19 protein-coding genes, 1 tRNA gene and 1 rRNA gene are annotated in these 16344 nt (G+C 35.0%); 12 read left to right on the top strand and 9 right to left on the bottom strand.

Annotated elements, in window-relative coordinates:
- Positions 1–83: ribosomal RNA gene (gene rrf / locus ACM55I_RS05315) — 5S ribosomal RNA — on the top strand; the annotation flags it as partial.
- 248 nt (positions 84–331) lie between these two features.
- Here rrf and ACM55I_RS05310 read toward each other — a convergent pair.
- Both ACM55I_RS05310 and ACM55I_RS05305 read right to left on the bottom strand, forming a co-directional pair.
- Positions 332–595: a transposase gene (locus tag ACM55I_RS05310; RefSeq protein WP_465245407.1), complete on the bottom strand. Its 264-nt coding sequence runs from the start codon at positions 593–595 to the stop codon at positions 332–334.
- A gap of 88 nt (positions 596–683) precedes the next feature.
- Positions 684–1184 (bottom strand): DUF456 domain-containing protein, encoded by a 501-nt coding sequence (locus tag ACM55I_RS05305; protein WP_416845723.1) that lies wholly within the window; start codon positions 1182–1184, stop codon positions 684–686.
- 56 nt (positions 1185–1240) lie between these two features.
- Between ACM55I_RS05305 and ACM55I_RS05300 the strand changes: the two genes are divergently transcribed.
- Positions 1241–1624: a hypothetical protein gene (locus ACM55I_RS05300; protein ID WP_416845722.1), complete on the top strand. Its 384-nt coding sequence runs from the start codon at positions 1241–1243 to the stop codon at positions 1622–1624.
- A 42-nt stretch (positions 1625–1666) separates the two neighbouring features.
- The gene (locus ACM55I_RS05295) at positions 1667–2143 is read left to right on the top strand and encodes a hypothetical protein (RefSeq protein WP_416845721.1); all 477 of its coding nucleotides are present in this window, start codon (positions 1667–1669) and stop codon (positions 2141–2143) included.
- A gap of 152 nt (positions 2144–2295) precedes the next feature.
- On the opposite strand, the gene ACM55I_RS05290 is transcribed toward ACM55I_RS05295, so the two are convergent.
- Positions 2296–3399: a glycosyltransferase family 2 protein gene (locus tag ACM55I_RS05290; RefSeq protein WP_416845720.1), complete on the bottom strand. Its 1104-nt coding sequence runs from the start codon at positions 3397–3399 to the stop codon at positions 2296–2298.
- A gap of 7 nt (positions 3400–3406) precedes the next feature.
- Positions 3407–4393, bottom strand: a complete 987-nt coding sequence (locus ACM55I_RS05285) for a hypothetical protein (RefSeq protein WP_416845719.1) — start codon at positions 4391–4393, stop codon at positions 3407–3409.
- Positions 4394–4416: 23 nt separating this feature from the next.
- Here ACM55I_RS05285 and ruvC point away from each other — a divergent pair, with 23 nt between their 5' ends.
- From ruvC to ACM55I_RS05250, 7 genes are all read left to right on the top strand, one after another.
- Positions 4417–4971, top strand: a complete 555-nt coding sequence (gene ruvC / locus ACM55I_RS05280) for a crossover junction endodeoxyribonuclease RuvC (protein ID WP_416845718.1) — start codon at positions 4417–4419, stop codon at positions 4969–4971.
- A 63-nt stretch (positions 4972–5034) separates the two neighbouring features.
- Entirely contained in the window at positions 5035–6168 is a 1134-nt protein-coding gene (gene hemW / locus ACM55I_RS05275; RefSeq protein ID WP_416845717.1) for a radical SAM family heme chaperone HemW, read from the top strand.
- 98 nt (positions 6169–6266) lie between these two features.
- Entirely contained in the window at positions 6267–7046 is a 780-nt protein-coding gene (locus tag ACM55I_RS05270) for a cyclase family protein (protein ID WP_416845716.1), read from the top strand.
- The gene (locus ACM55I_RS05265) at positions 7043–7474 is read left to right on the top strand and encodes a GNAT family N-acetyltransferase (protein WP_416845715.1); all 432 of its coding nucleotides are present in this window, start codon (positions 7043–7045) and stop codon (positions 7472–7474) included. Before ACM55I_RS05270 ends, ACM55I_RS05265 begins: the two co-directional genes overlap by 4 nt.
- 48 nt (positions 7475–7522) lie before the next feature.
- Complete coding sequence (locus ACM55I_RS05260; protein WP_416845725.1) at positions 7523–7720, top strand: DUF4260 family protein; 198 nt, start codon at positions 7523–7525, stop codon at positions 7718–7720.
- Between the two features lie 86 nt (positions 7721–7806).
- Positions 7807–8178, top strand: coding sequence for an MmcQ/YjbR family DNA-binding protein (locus ACM55I_RS05255; RefSeq protein ID WP_416845714.1), 372 nt, complete (start codon positions 7807–7809; stop codon positions 8176–8178).
- A gap of 69 nt (positions 8179–8247) precedes the next feature.
- Positions 8248–8958: a PH domain-containing protein gene (locus ACM55I_RS05250; RefSeq protein ID WP_416845713.1), complete on the top strand. Its 711-nt coding sequence runs from the start codon at positions 8248–8250 to the stop codon at positions 8956–8958.
- A 73-nt stretch (positions 8959–9031) separates the two neighbouring features.
- Here ACM55I_RS05250 and ACM55I_RS05245 read toward each other — a convergent pair whose 3' ends face one another.
- From ACM55I_RS05245 to ACM55I_RS05235, 3 genes are all read right to left on the bottom strand, one after another.
- A complete protein-coding gene (locus ACM55I_RS05245; RefSeq protein ID WP_416845712.1) occupies positions 9032–10132 on the bottom strand; it encodes a DUF4407 domain-containing protein in 1101 nt (366 codons plus the stop codon).
- A 185-nt stretch (positions 10133–10317) separates the two neighbouring features.
- The gene (gene pckA, locus ACM55I_RS05240) at positions 10318–11919 is read right to left on the bottom strand and encodes a phosphoenolpyruvate carboxykinase (ATP) (protein WP_416845711.1); all 1602 of its coding nucleotides are present in this window, start codon (positions 11917–11919) and stop codon (positions 10318–10320) included.
- A gap of 80 nt (positions 11920–11999) precedes the next feature.
- Positions 12000–12386: a DUF423 domain-containing protein gene (locus tag ACM55I_RS05235; protein WP_416845710.1), complete on the bottom strand. Its 387-nt coding sequence runs from the start codon at positions 12384–12386 to the stop codon at positions 12000–12002.
- 206 nt (positions 12387–12592) lie between these two features.
- Between ACM55I_RS05235 and ACM55I_RS05230 the strand changes: the two genes are divergently transcribed.
- A complete protein-coding gene (locus ACM55I_RS05230; protein WP_416845709.1) occupies positions 12593–13960 on the top strand; it encodes a saccharopine dehydrogenase family protein in 1368 nt (455 codons plus the stop codon).
- A 51-nt stretch (positions 13961–14011) separates the two neighbouring features.
- Here ACM55I_RS05230 and ACM55I_RS05225 read toward each other — a convergent pair whose 3' ends face one another.
- Both ACM55I_RS05225 and ACM55I_RS05220 read right to left on the bottom strand, forming a co-directional pair.
- Entirely contained in the window at positions 14012–14440 is a 429-nt protein-coding gene (locus ACM55I_RS05225) for a hypothetical protein (protein WP_416845708.1), read from the bottom strand.
- A gap of 296 nt (positions 14441–14736) precedes the next feature.
- Entirely contained in the window at positions 14737–16125 is a 1389-nt protein-coding gene (locus tag ACM55I_RS05220; RefSeq protein WP_416845707.1) for a dipeptidase, read from the bottom strand.
- Between the two features lie 106 nt (positions 16126–16231).
- Between ACM55I_RS05220 and ACM55I_RS05215 the strand changes: the two genes are divergently transcribed.
- Positions 16232–16313 (top strand) — tRNA-Leu (locus ACM55I_RS05215).
- Positions 16314–16344: the final 31 nt, after the last annotated feature.

Raw genomic sequence — 16344 nt, 5'->3', positions numbered from 1 at the left:
CTCTTCCCATCCCGAACAGAGTAGTTAAGCCCGCCTGCGCAGATGGTACTGCAGTTATGTGGGAGAGTATGTCGTCGCCTTTCTTTGAAAACCCTGTTCTAACGAACGGGGTTTTTTTGTTTTACAGCGGTCCGACGTGTTTGGCTTTCAGCCTCGGTTCGTCGCCTTTCTTTAATCTGGACTCGTTTCAGATTCTATTAAATCCTATTCATGTATTTGAATAGGATTTTTTTGTAGTATAAAATGAACTTAATTCAAAACTATGTTAGAATTAAGTTCATTTTATTTGAGGTTAAGGAAAGATTAATGGATCAAGTGCAAAAGTTGGGGATTAGGCAAAAAGATTAGATAATCTGAATAAGAAGAAATCAATCTTTCTCACTCCTCTAAATTGACTTCTAAAAGCTTTTATTTTGGCGTTAAAAAATTCTGCAGAAGCATTTGTACTTCTGTTGTCAAAATAGTTTAAGATTGACTGGTAATTAAAAGTTATCGTATTGAGCAGAATATTAAAGTTTTTAAAACCCGATTCCTTTATATTTCTATGCCAGTGCGCCAGTTTGGTCATTCCAATGTGTTTATGTCTCGTAGTGATTACTTTTGTGATATACCATTATTTATTTCAAACAATGATGATATAATATTTAAATTTATGGATCCATTTTTTTGTATGTGGCAGTAATCTAAAACAATTTTGATTTATATTGCCAGACAATCGTAAGGAACAATCCTAAATACATCACGCAAACCACAAATTTCATAAAACTGGAAGCCAGTAAGCCAATAAATGATCCTGTAGCTACTTTCAAAGCTCGTTTATGATCTTTAGAATCGAAAATAAGTTCTCCAATTAAAGCGCCAACAAAAGGCCCTAAAAGGAAACCAAAAGGAATAGGAGCAATAATTCCGATAATCAACCCAATATTCGTTCCCAAAACACCATACGTACTGCCACCGAATTTTTTGGTTCCTCTGGAAGGGATGACATAATCCAAAACAGAAATAACGACAGTAATCAATAAAGCAATTCCAAGAATCCAATAATTAGCAGGAACAGCATTCGTGAAATAAAGCAACAGTAAACCAACCCAGCTGATACTTGGTCCAGGTAAAACGGGTAAAAAGCTTCCAAAAATGCCTGTAATCATGCATGAAAAACCAAAAATTAAAAGTACTATATCCATAGAATTATTTTAGTAATTTTGAAAAATAAAGAAGCAACGTCTATTTCTAAACGAATATGAGAAAAATAATTTTTGTATTTTCCATTGGGCTATTTTTCATGGTTTCTCTGGAATGTTTGCAAGCCCAAGAGAAAATGGTGAATACTGCTGATGCCCTTTTGAAAGAAACGTTATACAATGCCAATAAAGTAAAAGTATCAAATTTTTCTTTAAAACAGTTTAATGCCCTTTTTTTCGAATTTTTCGATAAAAAAACCAATCCCAATTTAGTATTAACAAAAGAAGAATTCTATAAATATACCATTCAGATTGCTGTTTTTTCGGATCGATTGGCTGCTTTATACCCAGACCAAAAAGAAATTGCTGCCGCAAACAAAAAGAAATGGTTTGCTGAATCCTACGAAGATTATTTGCTTTCTAAAGCAACTCAAAAAAAATAATTGTATTTTTATAAAATATTAGTTCAATTGAAAAACAAAACCTTGAAGCACTATTACCTTTTTTTAGTAATTATACTTTTTAATTCCTGCCAGTATTTCGAAAAGCAAGTGCCTTCGGAAAAGGAATTGTTGAAAAAGGAACTGAAATCGATCAACTGGAAAGAAGTTGATGAATACCCGTCGGTTGTAGATTGTGAAAAAATAGAGGATAAAAAACAACGTCAACAATGCTTTTTTGAAGTTCTGACGCAGTTGATTCAGGAAAAATTGAGCATTGATACCCTTTCGGTTCTTTATCCGGAATTGGACACGATAGAAGTAAAAGTCACTATTTTTCCTAACGCCACGATGCAATTTGAGCCACAATTTCCAAAAGATTCCGTGGCTTACGACAGAATAAAAATTGACAGCATCCTAAAAGCGCGTCTGGTTGATTTTCCAAAAGTGAATCCAGCCATCAAACGCGGAATTCCTGTAAAAACACAATTTATTCTTCCCGTAATTCTAAAAGTAGAGTAGTTTTTCTAGGAGCTATTTCCAGCTATTCGTTGCAATCTTAATGTTTTTAAAGAAAAAACAGTAAGGATTTTCACTTCTATCTGGGCTAGGGGTTTTGTGAGAAATCACCACTATTGTAGTTTAATATTCTGCAATCTTCAACCTGAGAACTACTATTTAAACGTTCTCCCTTTCCACTCATATTTACCAAACAAAGAATACAAAGCCACACCCGTGCTAAAAAACGGATACAAAAAACTGCTCAAAATTAAATAGCTGATTTTGCTTTTATTCAAAAAATGATTGGCTTTGTAAATCAAAACAGCATCAACAGTAAATTTCAAAGCAAACAATAAAAAGATATTTGGAAACGAAACGAAACCGAATATCCAAAAGCTACTACCTAAAACCAAACACAAATTCCCCCCGAAAACCAGCAATCCCAATCCTTTTCCGAACCTACTTTGATACGAACTTGTTTTCGAAGCCCAACGCACTCTTTGATAGAATAGCGATTTCCAATCATTCAATGGTTTTGTGATGACAATGTTGTTTTCAGATTTCAAATAATGGACTTTTTCAGGAAATTGGGCGATTGCTTTTTGCAATAGAAAAACATCGTCGCCACTTGCAATTCTATCATTTCCATTAAAGCCATTTAGCTCCTGAAAGAAGGATTTCGTGTAGACAAAATTAGCGCCATTACACATAAATCCTTTTTTAATTCCAAAACTTCCTATTGTGGCTCCTTGTAAACTAGCCAAATCCAATTGCTGGAAATGATGCAGAAATGAATCATCACAATCATACGTCACCGCTCCAGCAATCATCGTAACATCATGAAACTGAATGTAATTATCCAACGCTAATAACCAATTTTTACTGACTGTGCAATCGGCATCGGTAGTGATAATCCAATTGGTATTTACGATTTGCATTGCGGTTACAATCGCATCTTTCTTGGGAGAATTCGAAATCCGGATATTCTTTATAATGGAGACCTGAAACCTGAAGTCTGAAACCTGAAATCTTTCGTCGGATTCGTCATCGACCAAAATCACTTCAAACAATTTCATCGGATAATTCAACTTCGATAGACTGTCTAATAAAATAGGTAGATTCTCCGTTTCATTCCGAAAAGGAACGATAATCGAAAATTTAGTTTTTGGCGTTAAGCTGGAATATTCAATTGTATTTACTTTGGTGAAACCATAAGTCAGGGCAATTATCGCCAAGCAATAAAAGAAGATTATCATGTATAAAACAATTGTAATCATAATTATTTTATAAGGTTTCGTCTCTCTCTCCTTTGGAGAGTCCCGAAGCTTCGGGAGGGGAGAGGATTTTAAAATTCAATACATAATAAGTGCCAATAACTACCGGTAAAACTACATTCAGAAACCACATGAGCATGGTCACAAAAATTACTATCCATTCGTTTACACCAATAATTCCAAAGAAATACACCGCTACACTTCCTTTTACGGCAAAATCCAAAAACTGAAAAGTAGGTAAGGAGGAAGCTAAAAAATAAACACTTGTAACCGTGGAAATAACTGTTAAATAAGGCAGATCAACATCAAAAGCCAGAAATAAAAAATAATATTGGTGTGAAAAAACCAAAAAACGACAAATCGCTAAAAAGATGTTTTTTTGATGAATGGGTTTTGGAATTTCGTTAATCTTATGAATCAATCTTTCGATAGAATAGCCTTTAATAGTGAATTTTTTCAAGAAAAATAAAACTAGAAACAAGAGTATTAAAAGTGCGAAAAGTATTGTTACGGTTTTTGTTGTAATCACATTGTATCGTGCATTAAAATACAATAAGCCGAAAATCCCAAAAACAACGGTTAAAATCATTTGGATTCCGTTGCAAATCAGGTTTAAAAAAAGGACGTTTTTAGTGTCTTTTTTTTCGAAAAATAAAGCTTTTCCTGCATATTCGCCCACGCCGTTTGGTGTAAAAAGCCCGGCAGTCAGCGCACCAAGAACTTGTTTAGTAGCTTCGCCCAGCGATATTTTATGGATGAATCCGACCAAATTCTGCCATTTCAAAATTTCAAAAAACCGATTCAAAATACTTAGAAATAAAATAAAGGCGATTCCACCAATTGATTGATTTTTCTGGAATAAAACAATGAATTTTTGCCAATCCAGTTTGTCGTTATTCGCCAATTGATTGTAAATAAAATAGAATGCGGCACCTACAATCAAAACTTTGATTATAAGAACGAGGAATTGCTTAGCTTTGTGAGGAATTGTAATCATTACTGCAAAATAACAAATTTAAATTGGCAAACGAGCGCATCATATTGGGAATCGACCCAGGGACTACGATTATGGGTTTTGGATTGATAAAAATTGTCAATAAAAAAATGGTATTCTTGCAATTGAATGAGTTGCAATTGTCCAAATACGACAATCATTACCAGAAACTGAAAATCATTTTCGAACGTACCATTGAGTTAATCGATACGCACAATCCAGATGAAATTGCGATTGAAGCACCTTTCTTTGGTAAAAATGTGCAATCAATGTTGAAGTTAGGACGCGCACAAGGCGTGGCCATGGCAGCAGGACTTTCAAGAGATATTCCCATTACCGAATACGAACCCAAGAAAATAAAAATGGCAATTACCGGAAACGGAAACGCCAGTAAAGAGCAAGTGGCCAAAATGCTCCAGCAACTTTTAGGATTGAAGGAATTGCCTAAAAATCTCGATAGCACCGATGGATTAGCAGCAGCGGTCTGTCATTTTTTCAATTCCGGAAAAGTGGTTGGCGCTAAAAGTTATACCGGTTGGGATGCTTTTGTAAAACAAAACGAAGAACGAGTTAAAAAATAGTGTTCACTATTCGGTATTCAGTTTTTAGGACTGACCACTGATCATTGTCACTGACCACTAATTATGTCAGGAATCTACATCCATATCCCTTTTTGCAAACAGGCGTGTCACTATTGCGACTTTCATTTTTCGACTTCGATGAAGAAGAAGGAAGAGATGGTTTTGGCTATTGCCAAAGAAATCGAGATGCGTAAAAGTGAGTTTGAGAATGAAATTGTCGAAACGATTTATTTCGGCGGTGGAACTCCAAGTGTTTTAACATCCGAAGAAATTGAATTCTTAATTGTGGCAGTTTATAGCAATTATAAAGTTTCAGAAAATCCAGAAATCACGCTTGAAGCCAATCCTGATGATTTGTCAAGGGAACGAATAATCGAATTGTCTAAAAGCCCAATAAATCGTCTAAGCATAGGGATTCAGTCTTTTTTTGAAGAAGATTTGCAATTGATGAATCGCGCTCATAATTCGGCGGAAGCCAAAAAATGTTTGGAAGAAGCTACCCAGTATTTTGACAATATTTCTCTTGATTTAATTTACGGAATTCCGGGAATGAGCAACGAGAAATGGAAAGAAAACATTGAAACAGCATTGGCATTTGGTATTCTTCATATTTCGAGTTATGCCTTGACGGTGGAACCAAAAACGGCATTGAACAAACTGATTCAAACCGGAAAAATTGCTGCACCCAAAGATGAAGTCGCCCAAGAACATTTTGCTATTTTGGTCGAAACGCTCGAAGCCAATGATTTTATTCATTATGAATTATCGAATTTTGGGAAGGCCAATTATTTTTCAAAAAATAATTCGGCGTATTGGCTGGGAAAGAAATATATTGGAATTGGTCCTTCTGCACACAGTTATGATGGGGTTTCGAGAAGTTGGAATGTTTCAAATAATTCGATTTATTTGAAATCCATTCAAGAAAATAAACTGCCCAACGAAATAGAAATCCTTTCAGTTGCTGATCGTTATAACGAATATGTTATGACAGGTTTGAGAACCATTTGGGGTGTTTCTTTGGATAGAATCGAAAATGAATTTGGGAGTGCATATTTGAAGTATCTTGATGCACAGGCTCAAAAATTCCTTGAGGATGATTTAGTTTTTATTGAAAACAACATTTTAAAACCTACCAAAAAAGGAAAGTTTTTGACGGATGGAATTGCAAGTGATTTGTTTTACTTAAATTTGGAATAGTTAAAATTCGCCATAAGGATAAAAAGGCACAAAGAAATAAGTAAAGTTTGATTCGCAACTTTGCGCCTTAGCGTCTTAGCGGCATAAAAAAATAATTTGTGTTAGCAACAATCCAACATCAAAATCAAACCTTTGAAGTAGATCTATCAAAACCCATTGATATTTCGATTCCGTTAACGAATACTGATGAAAATCCTATTGCTTGGTATATCGAGAAACCAGTCATTGAACCTGTTGTTTTTGGGGATTGGATTGGCAAAGTATCGGAAGGAAAGTCATCTACCAATTTCAATAATATTTTCTTCAATCCACATGGACACGGAACCCACACCGAATGTCTGGGCCATATTACCCGGGAATTTTACAGTGTTAATCAGTCGCTGAAACAGTTTTTCTTCTTGGCAGAATTGATTTCGGTTGTGCCAGAACGACAAGGAGAAGATTTGGTGATTACTTTGGATAATATCTCGACAGCGCTCGATCTGACATTGAAGTTAGGTATTCCAAGAGAAGCGATTATCATTCGAACAATTCCCAATTTAAAACCAAAAAAACAGTTGAAATATTCGAATACGAATCCGCCTTATCTGAATGAAGATGCTGCGCGTTTCATTCGCGAAAGCGGGATTAAGCATTTATTGATTGATTTGCCAAGTGTCGATAAAGAACATGATGAAGGGAAATTATTGGCGCACAAAGCGTTTTGGAATGTGAAAGATGTTAATAATCTGAATGCAGATGCGCGATTGGATTGCACAATTACTGAGATGATTTTTGTTCCAAATGAAGTAAAAGACGGAAGTTATTTGTTGAATTTACAAATGGCGCCATTCGAAAATGATGCGAGTCCAAGTAAACCGATACTATATAAAATATGATATGCTCCGCCAGTTCGCCTTATGGGCTCGTGTCCGTTTCAACCGATAAAAATAAGTTAGACGTTCCATTTATTCAGCACTTTCTGAAAGATATTTATTGGGCTGCAGGAAGAACAATGGCCGAAGTTCAAATCACCATTGATAATTCGTTTTGTTTCGGAATTTATTTAAATGACAAACAAATTGGTTTCGCACGAGTTATTACGGACTATGTCGTTTTTGCCTATTTAATGGATGTTTTTATTACGGAAGAACATCGAGGTAAAGGATATTCCTCGATTCTAATAAACAGTATGATGAAGGAGCCTAAACTAAAAGAGGTTAAAATTTGGAGATTAGCTACATCGGATGCGCATTTTTTATATGAAAAATTTGGATTTAAATTACTGGCTCATCCTGAAAAATTAATGGAGAAAATTATCAAATGAAAACAATTATCAAACTCGAAGAATTAGGATTGTTTGTGCTTGGAATTTATTTTTTCAATCAATTGGATTATACTTGGTGGTGGTTTTAGTTTTAATTTTAACTCCGGATTTATCTATGATTGGATATGTTTTGGAAATAAAACAGGCGCTTCGTGCTATAATTTATTTCATCACAGAGGAATTGCCATAGCATTATATTTTGCTGGAATCTATTTTTCGAATTCACTAATTCAACTTCAGGAGTAATACTGTTTACGCACTCTTCTATGGATCGAAATATGAAACGGGTTTTATGTACACTCATTTGGGTGAAATAGGAAAAAAATAAAACGATGAATCTAGAAACATACTACGAATACTGCCTTTCTAAAAAAGGAGTGACGGAACATTTTCCTTTTGATGAAGATACTTTAGTTTTTAAAGTAGGAGGTAAAATATTTGCTTTGTCGTCATTAAACCAATGGGAAAAAGGACAGCCAGCCGTGAATTTAAAATGTGATCCAGAGCGTGCTCAGGAATTACGCGCTGAATACGATGCTATTCAACCGGGATTTCACATGAATAAAATGCATTGGAACACGATTGCTGTAAATAGAGATGTTCAAGATGCCTTTTTCAAAGAACTGATAGATCATTCCTACAAATTGGTTTTCAAAAGTTTAACAAAGAAAATGCAGAGCGAAATTCAAGAATTAGAAAATTAGGCATTACTTTTGCGAAGAAAATTAGAATAAAAAATTATAAATACATACTGAGTAAATTCAGCATATAATATGAAAGAACAATTTAAAAAGTTTTTAAACGAAGAACAAGATCCTAAAGCTATCGAAAAAATCGCTTCAAAATTGAGTGATTTATTGATGAAGAATGAAGAAATCGGTTATATTGCTGTTCAAAAAAAACCAGCTATTACCGTTTTACCAGATAGTATTGTGATGACCAATAAAAGAATTATCATTTGTCAGCCAAAGAATCTGGGACTTTCCATGAATTTTATTGATTACACTTGGGACGAGATAGAAGGAACTTTTGTGAAAGAAAATATTCTGGGTTCAGAGTTTTCTTTTACAACGAGAACCAATATGGAAGTTTCGATTGATTATATCCCTAAAATTCAAGCGCGAAAAATATTTACTTACGCCAAAGAACAATTAGATATTTTAAAAGGTGGCGCTGTTTCAAATGCACCAATAATTGATGAAGTTCCCGTTGCGCCAATTGAAGAAGTGGAAGTTATCGAAGAAATGGAAACAGAAGAAGTTACCAGTTTTGCTGAAATAATGCCCGTTACACTGCCAGTTTATACTACGGAAAATGAACAATTCAATACTCCGACAGAAACTCCAAAGGAAAATGGGCTAGGTGGATTGTCGCAGGATGAACTTTTTGAAAAACTGCAGAATTATAAAAAATTACTGGATAACGGATTGATTTTGCAAGGTGAATATGATGCCTTCAAAAAAGAAATTTTGAGTTATATGTAGTTTAGGAATCAGAATTTAGAAGTTTAAAAAAATAGAAAACCCGACATGTTTAAGCTTGTCGGGTTTGTTTTTATTATAAAGTTCTTTTCTGTTTTTCTACAAAATTATGGGCTTGTAATTCCAGCAATTCAGTCGCTTTCTTGCGCTGCAAGTCGTATAGGTTTTTATCTTGGGCAATATCTTCATAGACTTTATCGTGCATAGAAGCACTGGTTTTTACCAGTAAATTTCGTTGGTATTTGTCTTGGTCCAAAGTTGCTTTTAGAGCCGTTTCCAAATCTTCCAGTTTAAAATCATATTCTCCTTTTGGGGATAACAATTTAGCAATAATTGGGGAAGTTTCGATTGCCAGAAATAACAGCATGATAAAAAAGGAAGGCAACCAAGGTAATTTATTCAACGCATTGATTCGTGCCATTAAACCGTCAAATCCATCAATTATGGGTTGGGTTTCGGTTACTTTCTTGTCTAAATCTGCTTCAAGTGTTTTGGATTTTTTTTCCATTTCAGCAATTTTGGCTAAGTTGGTTTTTTGTAAGGTATCCAGTTCTTTCTTAACCAAATCATGTTTGGCTATTTTTTCTTTAAAAACGGGGCCTTTGCCTAGTTTTTTGGTTCCGGCGGTTCCTTCGGCTTCAGTGATATAGGTTTCGTAGAGCGTATTGACTTCTTTTTCTTTTTTGGTGATTTCTGATTTTAAACTCGCTATATCAGCTTTATTTTTGTCTAAATCCGATTTGAAATAATTAGCCACTTCCTTTTTGTTATTCAAAGCCATGGCATTTTTCTCTTTCAATAAAACGGTATTAATCTCTTTTTCGAAGATTTTAATTTCCAATGGTTTTGAGATTACTATTGCAATGATTACCGCCAAAATAATTCGGGGCGTGGCTTGTAGAAATTCACTTCCAAATCGGTCCCTTTTTCGAATGGTAGAAACAATAAAACGATCCAAATTAAAAATAAGTAAACTCCAAACTAATCCAAAGAGTAAAGCGGGATACACATTATCAAAAACAGTGAAAAGCGCATAGGCACTGGCAATAAAAGCCATGACGGCAGTAAAGAAAACGGTGGCGCCAATACCAACATATTTGGTTTGTTCGCCTTCGGAACAGCCTTCAAGGAGATTTTTGTCGGCTCCGGAACAGAGGATGAAAAATTGTTTTAACATGATTGATTGAGTTTTTGATTGATTGAGTTACCAGTTCGCCTTTCTGGCTCGTTTGATAATTACAAATTTAACGCCAAATTTCAAATAATGGTATAAATAGTTGGTTTGTTTTTGTTTAGCGATTTTTAGGCATAAAAAAAGCCGTTCATGACGAACGACTTTTTGGTTTTTGAATTAATAATAACTTATGCTAAAGGAGCTCCTGCCATAATTTCGGCATTAGCAAATTCTTCAAATTTGGCGAAGTTAGCTTTGAATTTTTCAGCTAATTCAACCGCTTTTTTATCGTATAGTTCCGGATCTTCCCAAGTATTTCTAGGATTCAATATTTCGCTGGGAACATTAGGGCAAGATTGTGGTTTTGCAATTCCAAATACGGTGTGATTCTCATACGCTACAGCATCTAATTCTCCGTTTAAAGCAGCGGTAATCATAGCTCGCGTATATTTCAGTTTCATTCGGCTTCCTATTCCGTAAGGTCCGCCTGTCCAGCCTGTATTAATCAACCAAACTTTTACATTCGAATCTTTCATTTTTTTGCTTAACATTTCAGCATATTTTGTTGGGTGTAGTGGCATAAAAGGCGCACCAAAACAAGCCGAAAAATTAGGTTGTGGCTCTGTTACACCAGCTTCAGTTCCGGCAACTTTTGCAGTATATCCGGAAATAAAGTGGTACGCAGCCTGACCTGGTGTCAATTTAGAAATTGGAGGTAAAATACCAAAAGAATCCGCAGTTAAGAAGAAGATGTTTTTTGGATTTTCGCCAATTGAACCGGGCTGGATGTTATCAATATGGTAAATAGGATAACTAACTCTGGTGTTTGGTGTTATGGAAACATCTTGAAAATCTACTTCATTAGTTCCGTCTTTGAAAATTACATTCTCTAAAATAGCCCCTTTTTTAATGGCTCTAAAAATATCCGGTTCATTTTCTTCAGTAAGGTTCACTACTTTGGCATAGCATCCTCCTTCAAAATTGAAAACGGTGTTTTCATTCGTCCAGCCATGTTCATCATCTCCAATAAGTTTTCTTTTTGGATCAGCTGATAAAGTTGTTTTACCGGTTCCGGATAAACCAAAGAAAATAGCGGTATCTCCTTCATCACCCACATTAGCACTGCAATGCATTGGTAATGTGTTTTTAAAAACGGGCAAGATAAAATTCAAAGCAGAGAAAATTCCTTTTTTCATTTCACCTGTATATCCTGTTCCACCTATCAGAACTACTTTTCTTGTAAAGTCTAATATAGCAAAATTGCTTTGACGTGTACCGTCAACAGCTGGATCTGCAAGGAAACTTGGTACACAAAGTAAGATCCATTCTGGAGAAAAGTGTGCAAGTTCTTCTATTTCGGGTCTCAAAAACATATTGTAGCAAAATAAATTTGCCCAAGCTGTTTCTGTGACAACTCTCACATTTAATCTGTAATTAGGATCTGCACATACATACGAGTCTCTAACGAAAACTTCTTTATGGGATAAATATGTCGTAACTTTTTTGTACAAAGCTTCAAAAGCATCTGATTCGAAAGGAATGTTTACTTTCCCCCACCAAACTTGGTTTTCAGTAATGCTGTCTTTTACAATAAAACGATCTAATGGTGACCGTCCGGTATATTCACCTGTATTAATTGCCAATGCTCCTGTAGAGCTCTCCATTCCTTGACCAGATTTTATTGTAATTTCATGTAATTCGTCTGGGGATAATTGGTAATTAACTTTTGCATTTTCAATTCCTAAGTCTTTTAACGAAATCGATTGCGAGATAAGGATGTTATTGTCCATAAATTTGATATTGTGTGTGTTTGTTTTATAGACTGCAAAAGTAGAAATTATATTTCAGATAGGATTTGATTATCTTGTTTTTATGATTTTTTATTAATAATATTCAGTAGTAAAACTCCCCAGCCCAGTATTAATAGGAGTCCGCCGATGGGTGTCACAAATCCGATGACTTTAAAATCAAAAGGGGTGAGGCCATTTGTAGCCAATAAATAAATCGATCCTGAAAATAAAATCACTCCAAAAAGAACTAAAAAATAGATTGTTTTTTTTGCTTTTTGAGATAGCTGATTCGTTAGTCCAATAAATAATAAAAAGACAGCATGGTACATTTGATAGCGTACTCCGGTCTCAAAAGTGGAAAGTTGTTCCAGTGACAGTACTTTTTTTAGGGCATGAGCGCCAAATGCCCCTAAAATTATCGCTATCATCCCAAATATTGCTCCTGTTGAAATTATTTTCTTGTCCATTTTTTTAATTTATTTGCTATGCAAAAGTATCTCTTATCGAGACATTGTAAAAGAAATTCTCAAGATTCTTTTTTGAAGCTCGTTTTTTTATAAATGGTAGGTTTTAGCGATTTTATAGCGTTTTGTAAAAATATTTGAATGTTTTAGAAAATACTATTTGTTATAAATACAACAATATTGTATATTTGTGTTATATTTATGTAGTCATGAGAATAATTTTAATCATTGGAGCAGGAAGATCTGCATCGTCTTTGATACAATATCTTTTAAATAAATCAGAAAAGGAGAATCTTCATCTGATTATTGGAGATTTATCATTGGATTTGGCTGAAAAGAAAACCAATAATCACCCAAATGCAACACCAATAGCCTTAGATATTTTTGATGAAAATCAAAGAAAAGAAGCCATTCAAAAAGCCTGTATTGTTATCTCCATGTTGCCCGCACATTTACATATTGAAGTAGCGAAGGATTGTGTTGTTTATAAAAAACACTTAGTCACGGCATCTTATGTTAGTGACGCCATGCAAGAATTGGATACTTTGGCAAAAGAAAACAACTTAATTTTCATGAATGAAATTGGTCTTGATCCGGGAATAGATCACATGAGCGCCATGAAAGTGATTAATGAAATTAAGGACAAAGGAGGCAATATGCTTTTGTTTGAATCTTTCTGTGGCGGACTGGTAGCGCCGGAGTCCGACAATAATCTTTGGAATTATAAATTTACATGGGCTCCCCGAAACGTTGTTCTTGCCGGACAAGGTGGCGCTGCCAAGTTTATTCAGGAAGGAGCTTATAAATACATCCCTTATTGTAATTTATTTAGAAGAACAGAATTTCTTGAAGTAGAAGAGTATGGAAGATTTGAAGCCTATTCTAATAGAGATTCCCTAAAATATAGAAGTGTATATGGTTTAGATGATGTTCTTACTTTATATAGAGGAACAATTCGTCGGGTCGGTTTTTCGAAAGCTTGGAATATGTTTGTGCAATTAGGAATGACGGATGATAGTTATGTTATGGAAGATTCTGAAAACATGAGCTACCGTAAATTTGTTAATTCTTTTTTGCCTTATCATCCAACGGATTCCGTTGAAATAAAAGTACGCCTGATTCTAAAGATTGATCAGGACGATATTATGTGGGATAAATTAGTGGAGTTGGATTTGTTTAACCACAAAAAAATTGTTGGACTTAAAAATGCCACTCCAGCACAAATTCTGGAAAAAATATTGAATGATAGCTGGACACTTCAGCCCGAAGATAAAGATATGATTGTAATGTACCATAAATTCGGATACGAATTAGATGGGGAAAAAAAGCAAATCGATTCTAAAATGGTATGCATAGGCGAAGATCAAACCTATACCGCGATGGCAAAAACAGTTGGTTTACCGGTTGCAATGGCAACATTACTAATTCTTAATGGTAAAATTACCACGCCTGGAGTACAGCTTCCAATTCGCAAAGAAGTGTATTTGCCTATTTTGAAAGAATTAGAAGAATACGGCGTTGTTTTCAAAGAACAAGCCATGCCTTATCTGGGTTATAATCCGGTAAAAGTTTTTTAGTTAATAGTTTGTAGATTTGTAGTTTGAACCATTCCTTAACGGAGTGGTTTTTTATTTTTTATTAATTTCTTCTTCAGAAATCAGTTTCCCATTATCGTATTTTTTAATTAAAATTGGCTTCCCTTTTTTGTCAAAAAATCTCCAATCGCCTGAATAAAACCAGTGCGTGTATCTGCTATCTTTGTCAAATCTTGTTTTCCCTTTTGATTCGACTTTGCCATTTTGATAGTATTTGGTTCGGATGCAATAATCATCTTTGTACTTTTCTTTCATGATGATTTTGTCATTTAGGTAATACTTCCATCTTTTTACCGGATCTCCTTTATGGTATTTCCCTATTGATTTGTATTGCGAACTGTCTTGGGAATATTGCTCTATCCAAAGGCCTTCTCTGCTTTTGTTTACTTTTTGATTAATCGAATTTGTTTTACAGCTGTGCAGTAATTGGAGGAGTAGAAATAAAAAAATAGTATAGCGCATATTTTGAATTTATTCTAAAGAATGGAAATTGTTCCATAAATATAGAAATTATAATCAAACTTTAACAAGAAATATTTTAGCTATTCAGATATTGCGTTAGGGATAGCAGCGGCATCCTTTTGTGACAGGAAGAACGATTGGCGAAACAAATGAAAATGGAACAAAAGATAGAGCGAATAGCCCGACCTTGTTTCTAAATAGAAGTTTTTATTGAACCGGATAGTTCTGGAACAAGGTAACGCCCAAAAAAAAATCCGCTCATTTCTGAACGGATTTTACTATTTATCTGGGAAAAATTATTTAGATAACTCCACAAAATACTTATAAAACAAGGGGATAGTTTCAATTCCTTTCAGGTAATTGAAAATTCCAAAATGTTCGTTTGGCGAGTGAATAGCATCACTGTCAAGACCAAATCCCATCAAAATTGTTTTGCTTTTCAGTTCTTTTTCGAATAAGGCAACAATAGGAATACTTCCTCCTGAACGCACCGGAATGGCAGGAACACCAAAGGTTTCTGTATAGGCCATATTAGCGGCTTTGTAGCCTATGCTGTCAATTGGAGTTACATAACCTTGTCCGCCGTGATGAGGTTTTACTTTTACGGTAACGCCGGCAGGGGCAATGCTCATGAAATGTTTGGTAAATAATTCGGTAATTTGTTCCCAATCTTGATTTGGAACCAAACGCATCGAAATTTTAGCGAAAGCCTTACTTGCAATAACTGTTTTAGCACCTTCTCCGGTGTATCCTCCCCAAATTCCGTTCACGTCAAGTGTAGGACGAATGGAATTTCTTTCGTTAGTAACATATCCTTTTTCGCCATAAACGTCGTTAAGGTCGAGTGCTTTTTTATAATTTTCTAAGTTGAAAGGCGCTTTGGCCATTTCGGCTCTTTCTTCAAGAGATAATTCTTGTACATTGTCATAAAAACCGGGAATGGTAATGTGATTGTCTTCGTCATGAAGGGAAGCAATCATTTTCGCCAGAACGTTAATAGGATTCGCGACTGCTCCTCCATATAAACCAGAATGTAAATCACGGTTTGGCCCCGTAACTTCGACTTCTACATAGCTTAATCCGCGTAATCCAGTAGTGATGGATGGTTGCTGGTTTGAAATCATTCCGGTATCCGAAATCAGAATTACGTCATTCTTTAGCTTTTCCTGGTTGCGTTCCACAAACCAACTCAAACTTTTAGATCCCACTTCTTCTTCGCCTTCAATCATAAATTTTACGTTGCAAGGTAAAGTATTGCTTTGAACCATATATTCCAATGCTTTTACGTGCATGTACATTTGGCCTTTGTCATCACAAGCACCACGAGCAAAAATAGCGCCTTCAGGATGTATATCTGTCTTTTTGATAACGGGTTCAAAGGGTGGAGAAGTCCATAATTCCATTGGATCTGCCGGTTGAACGTCATAATGTCCGTAAACTAAAACCGTAGGTAAGGCTGGATCGATAATTTTTTCACCATAAACGATTGGGTATCCTGGTGTGTCGCAAATCTCAACAAAATCACATCCTGCTTTTTCTAAGCTTATTTTTACAGCCTCGGAAGTGTTGATAACATCTTGAGAGTAAGCGGCATCTGCACTTACGGACGGGATTTTTAATAATTCGATTAATTCGTTTATAAAACGATCTTTATGTTGTTGAACATAAGATTTTATATTTTCCATGGATTTAAATTTTATAGTTTCAAAAGTACAAAAAATAGTATAAATATTTTTTCCATAAATTGCTTTGAAAATTGGAACTTATGTTTATCTTTGCACCCACAATTGAGCGGATATGGTGAAATTGGTAGACATGCCAGACTTAGGATCTGGTGCCGCAAGGCGTGTAGGTTCGAGTCCTATTATCCGCACAAAAAAAGCTTCTCAAGTGAGAAGCTTTTT

The sequence above is a fragment of the Flavobacterium algoris genome (assembly GCF_048158525.1).
In the GTDB taxonomy this organism is placed as follows: Bacteria; Bacteroidota; Bacteroidia; order Flavobacteriales; family Flavobacteriaceae; genus Flavobacterium; species Flavobacterium algoris.
Note: the sequence above shows the minus strand (reverse complement) of the source record. Positions and strands in the feature narration are given on the sequence as shown.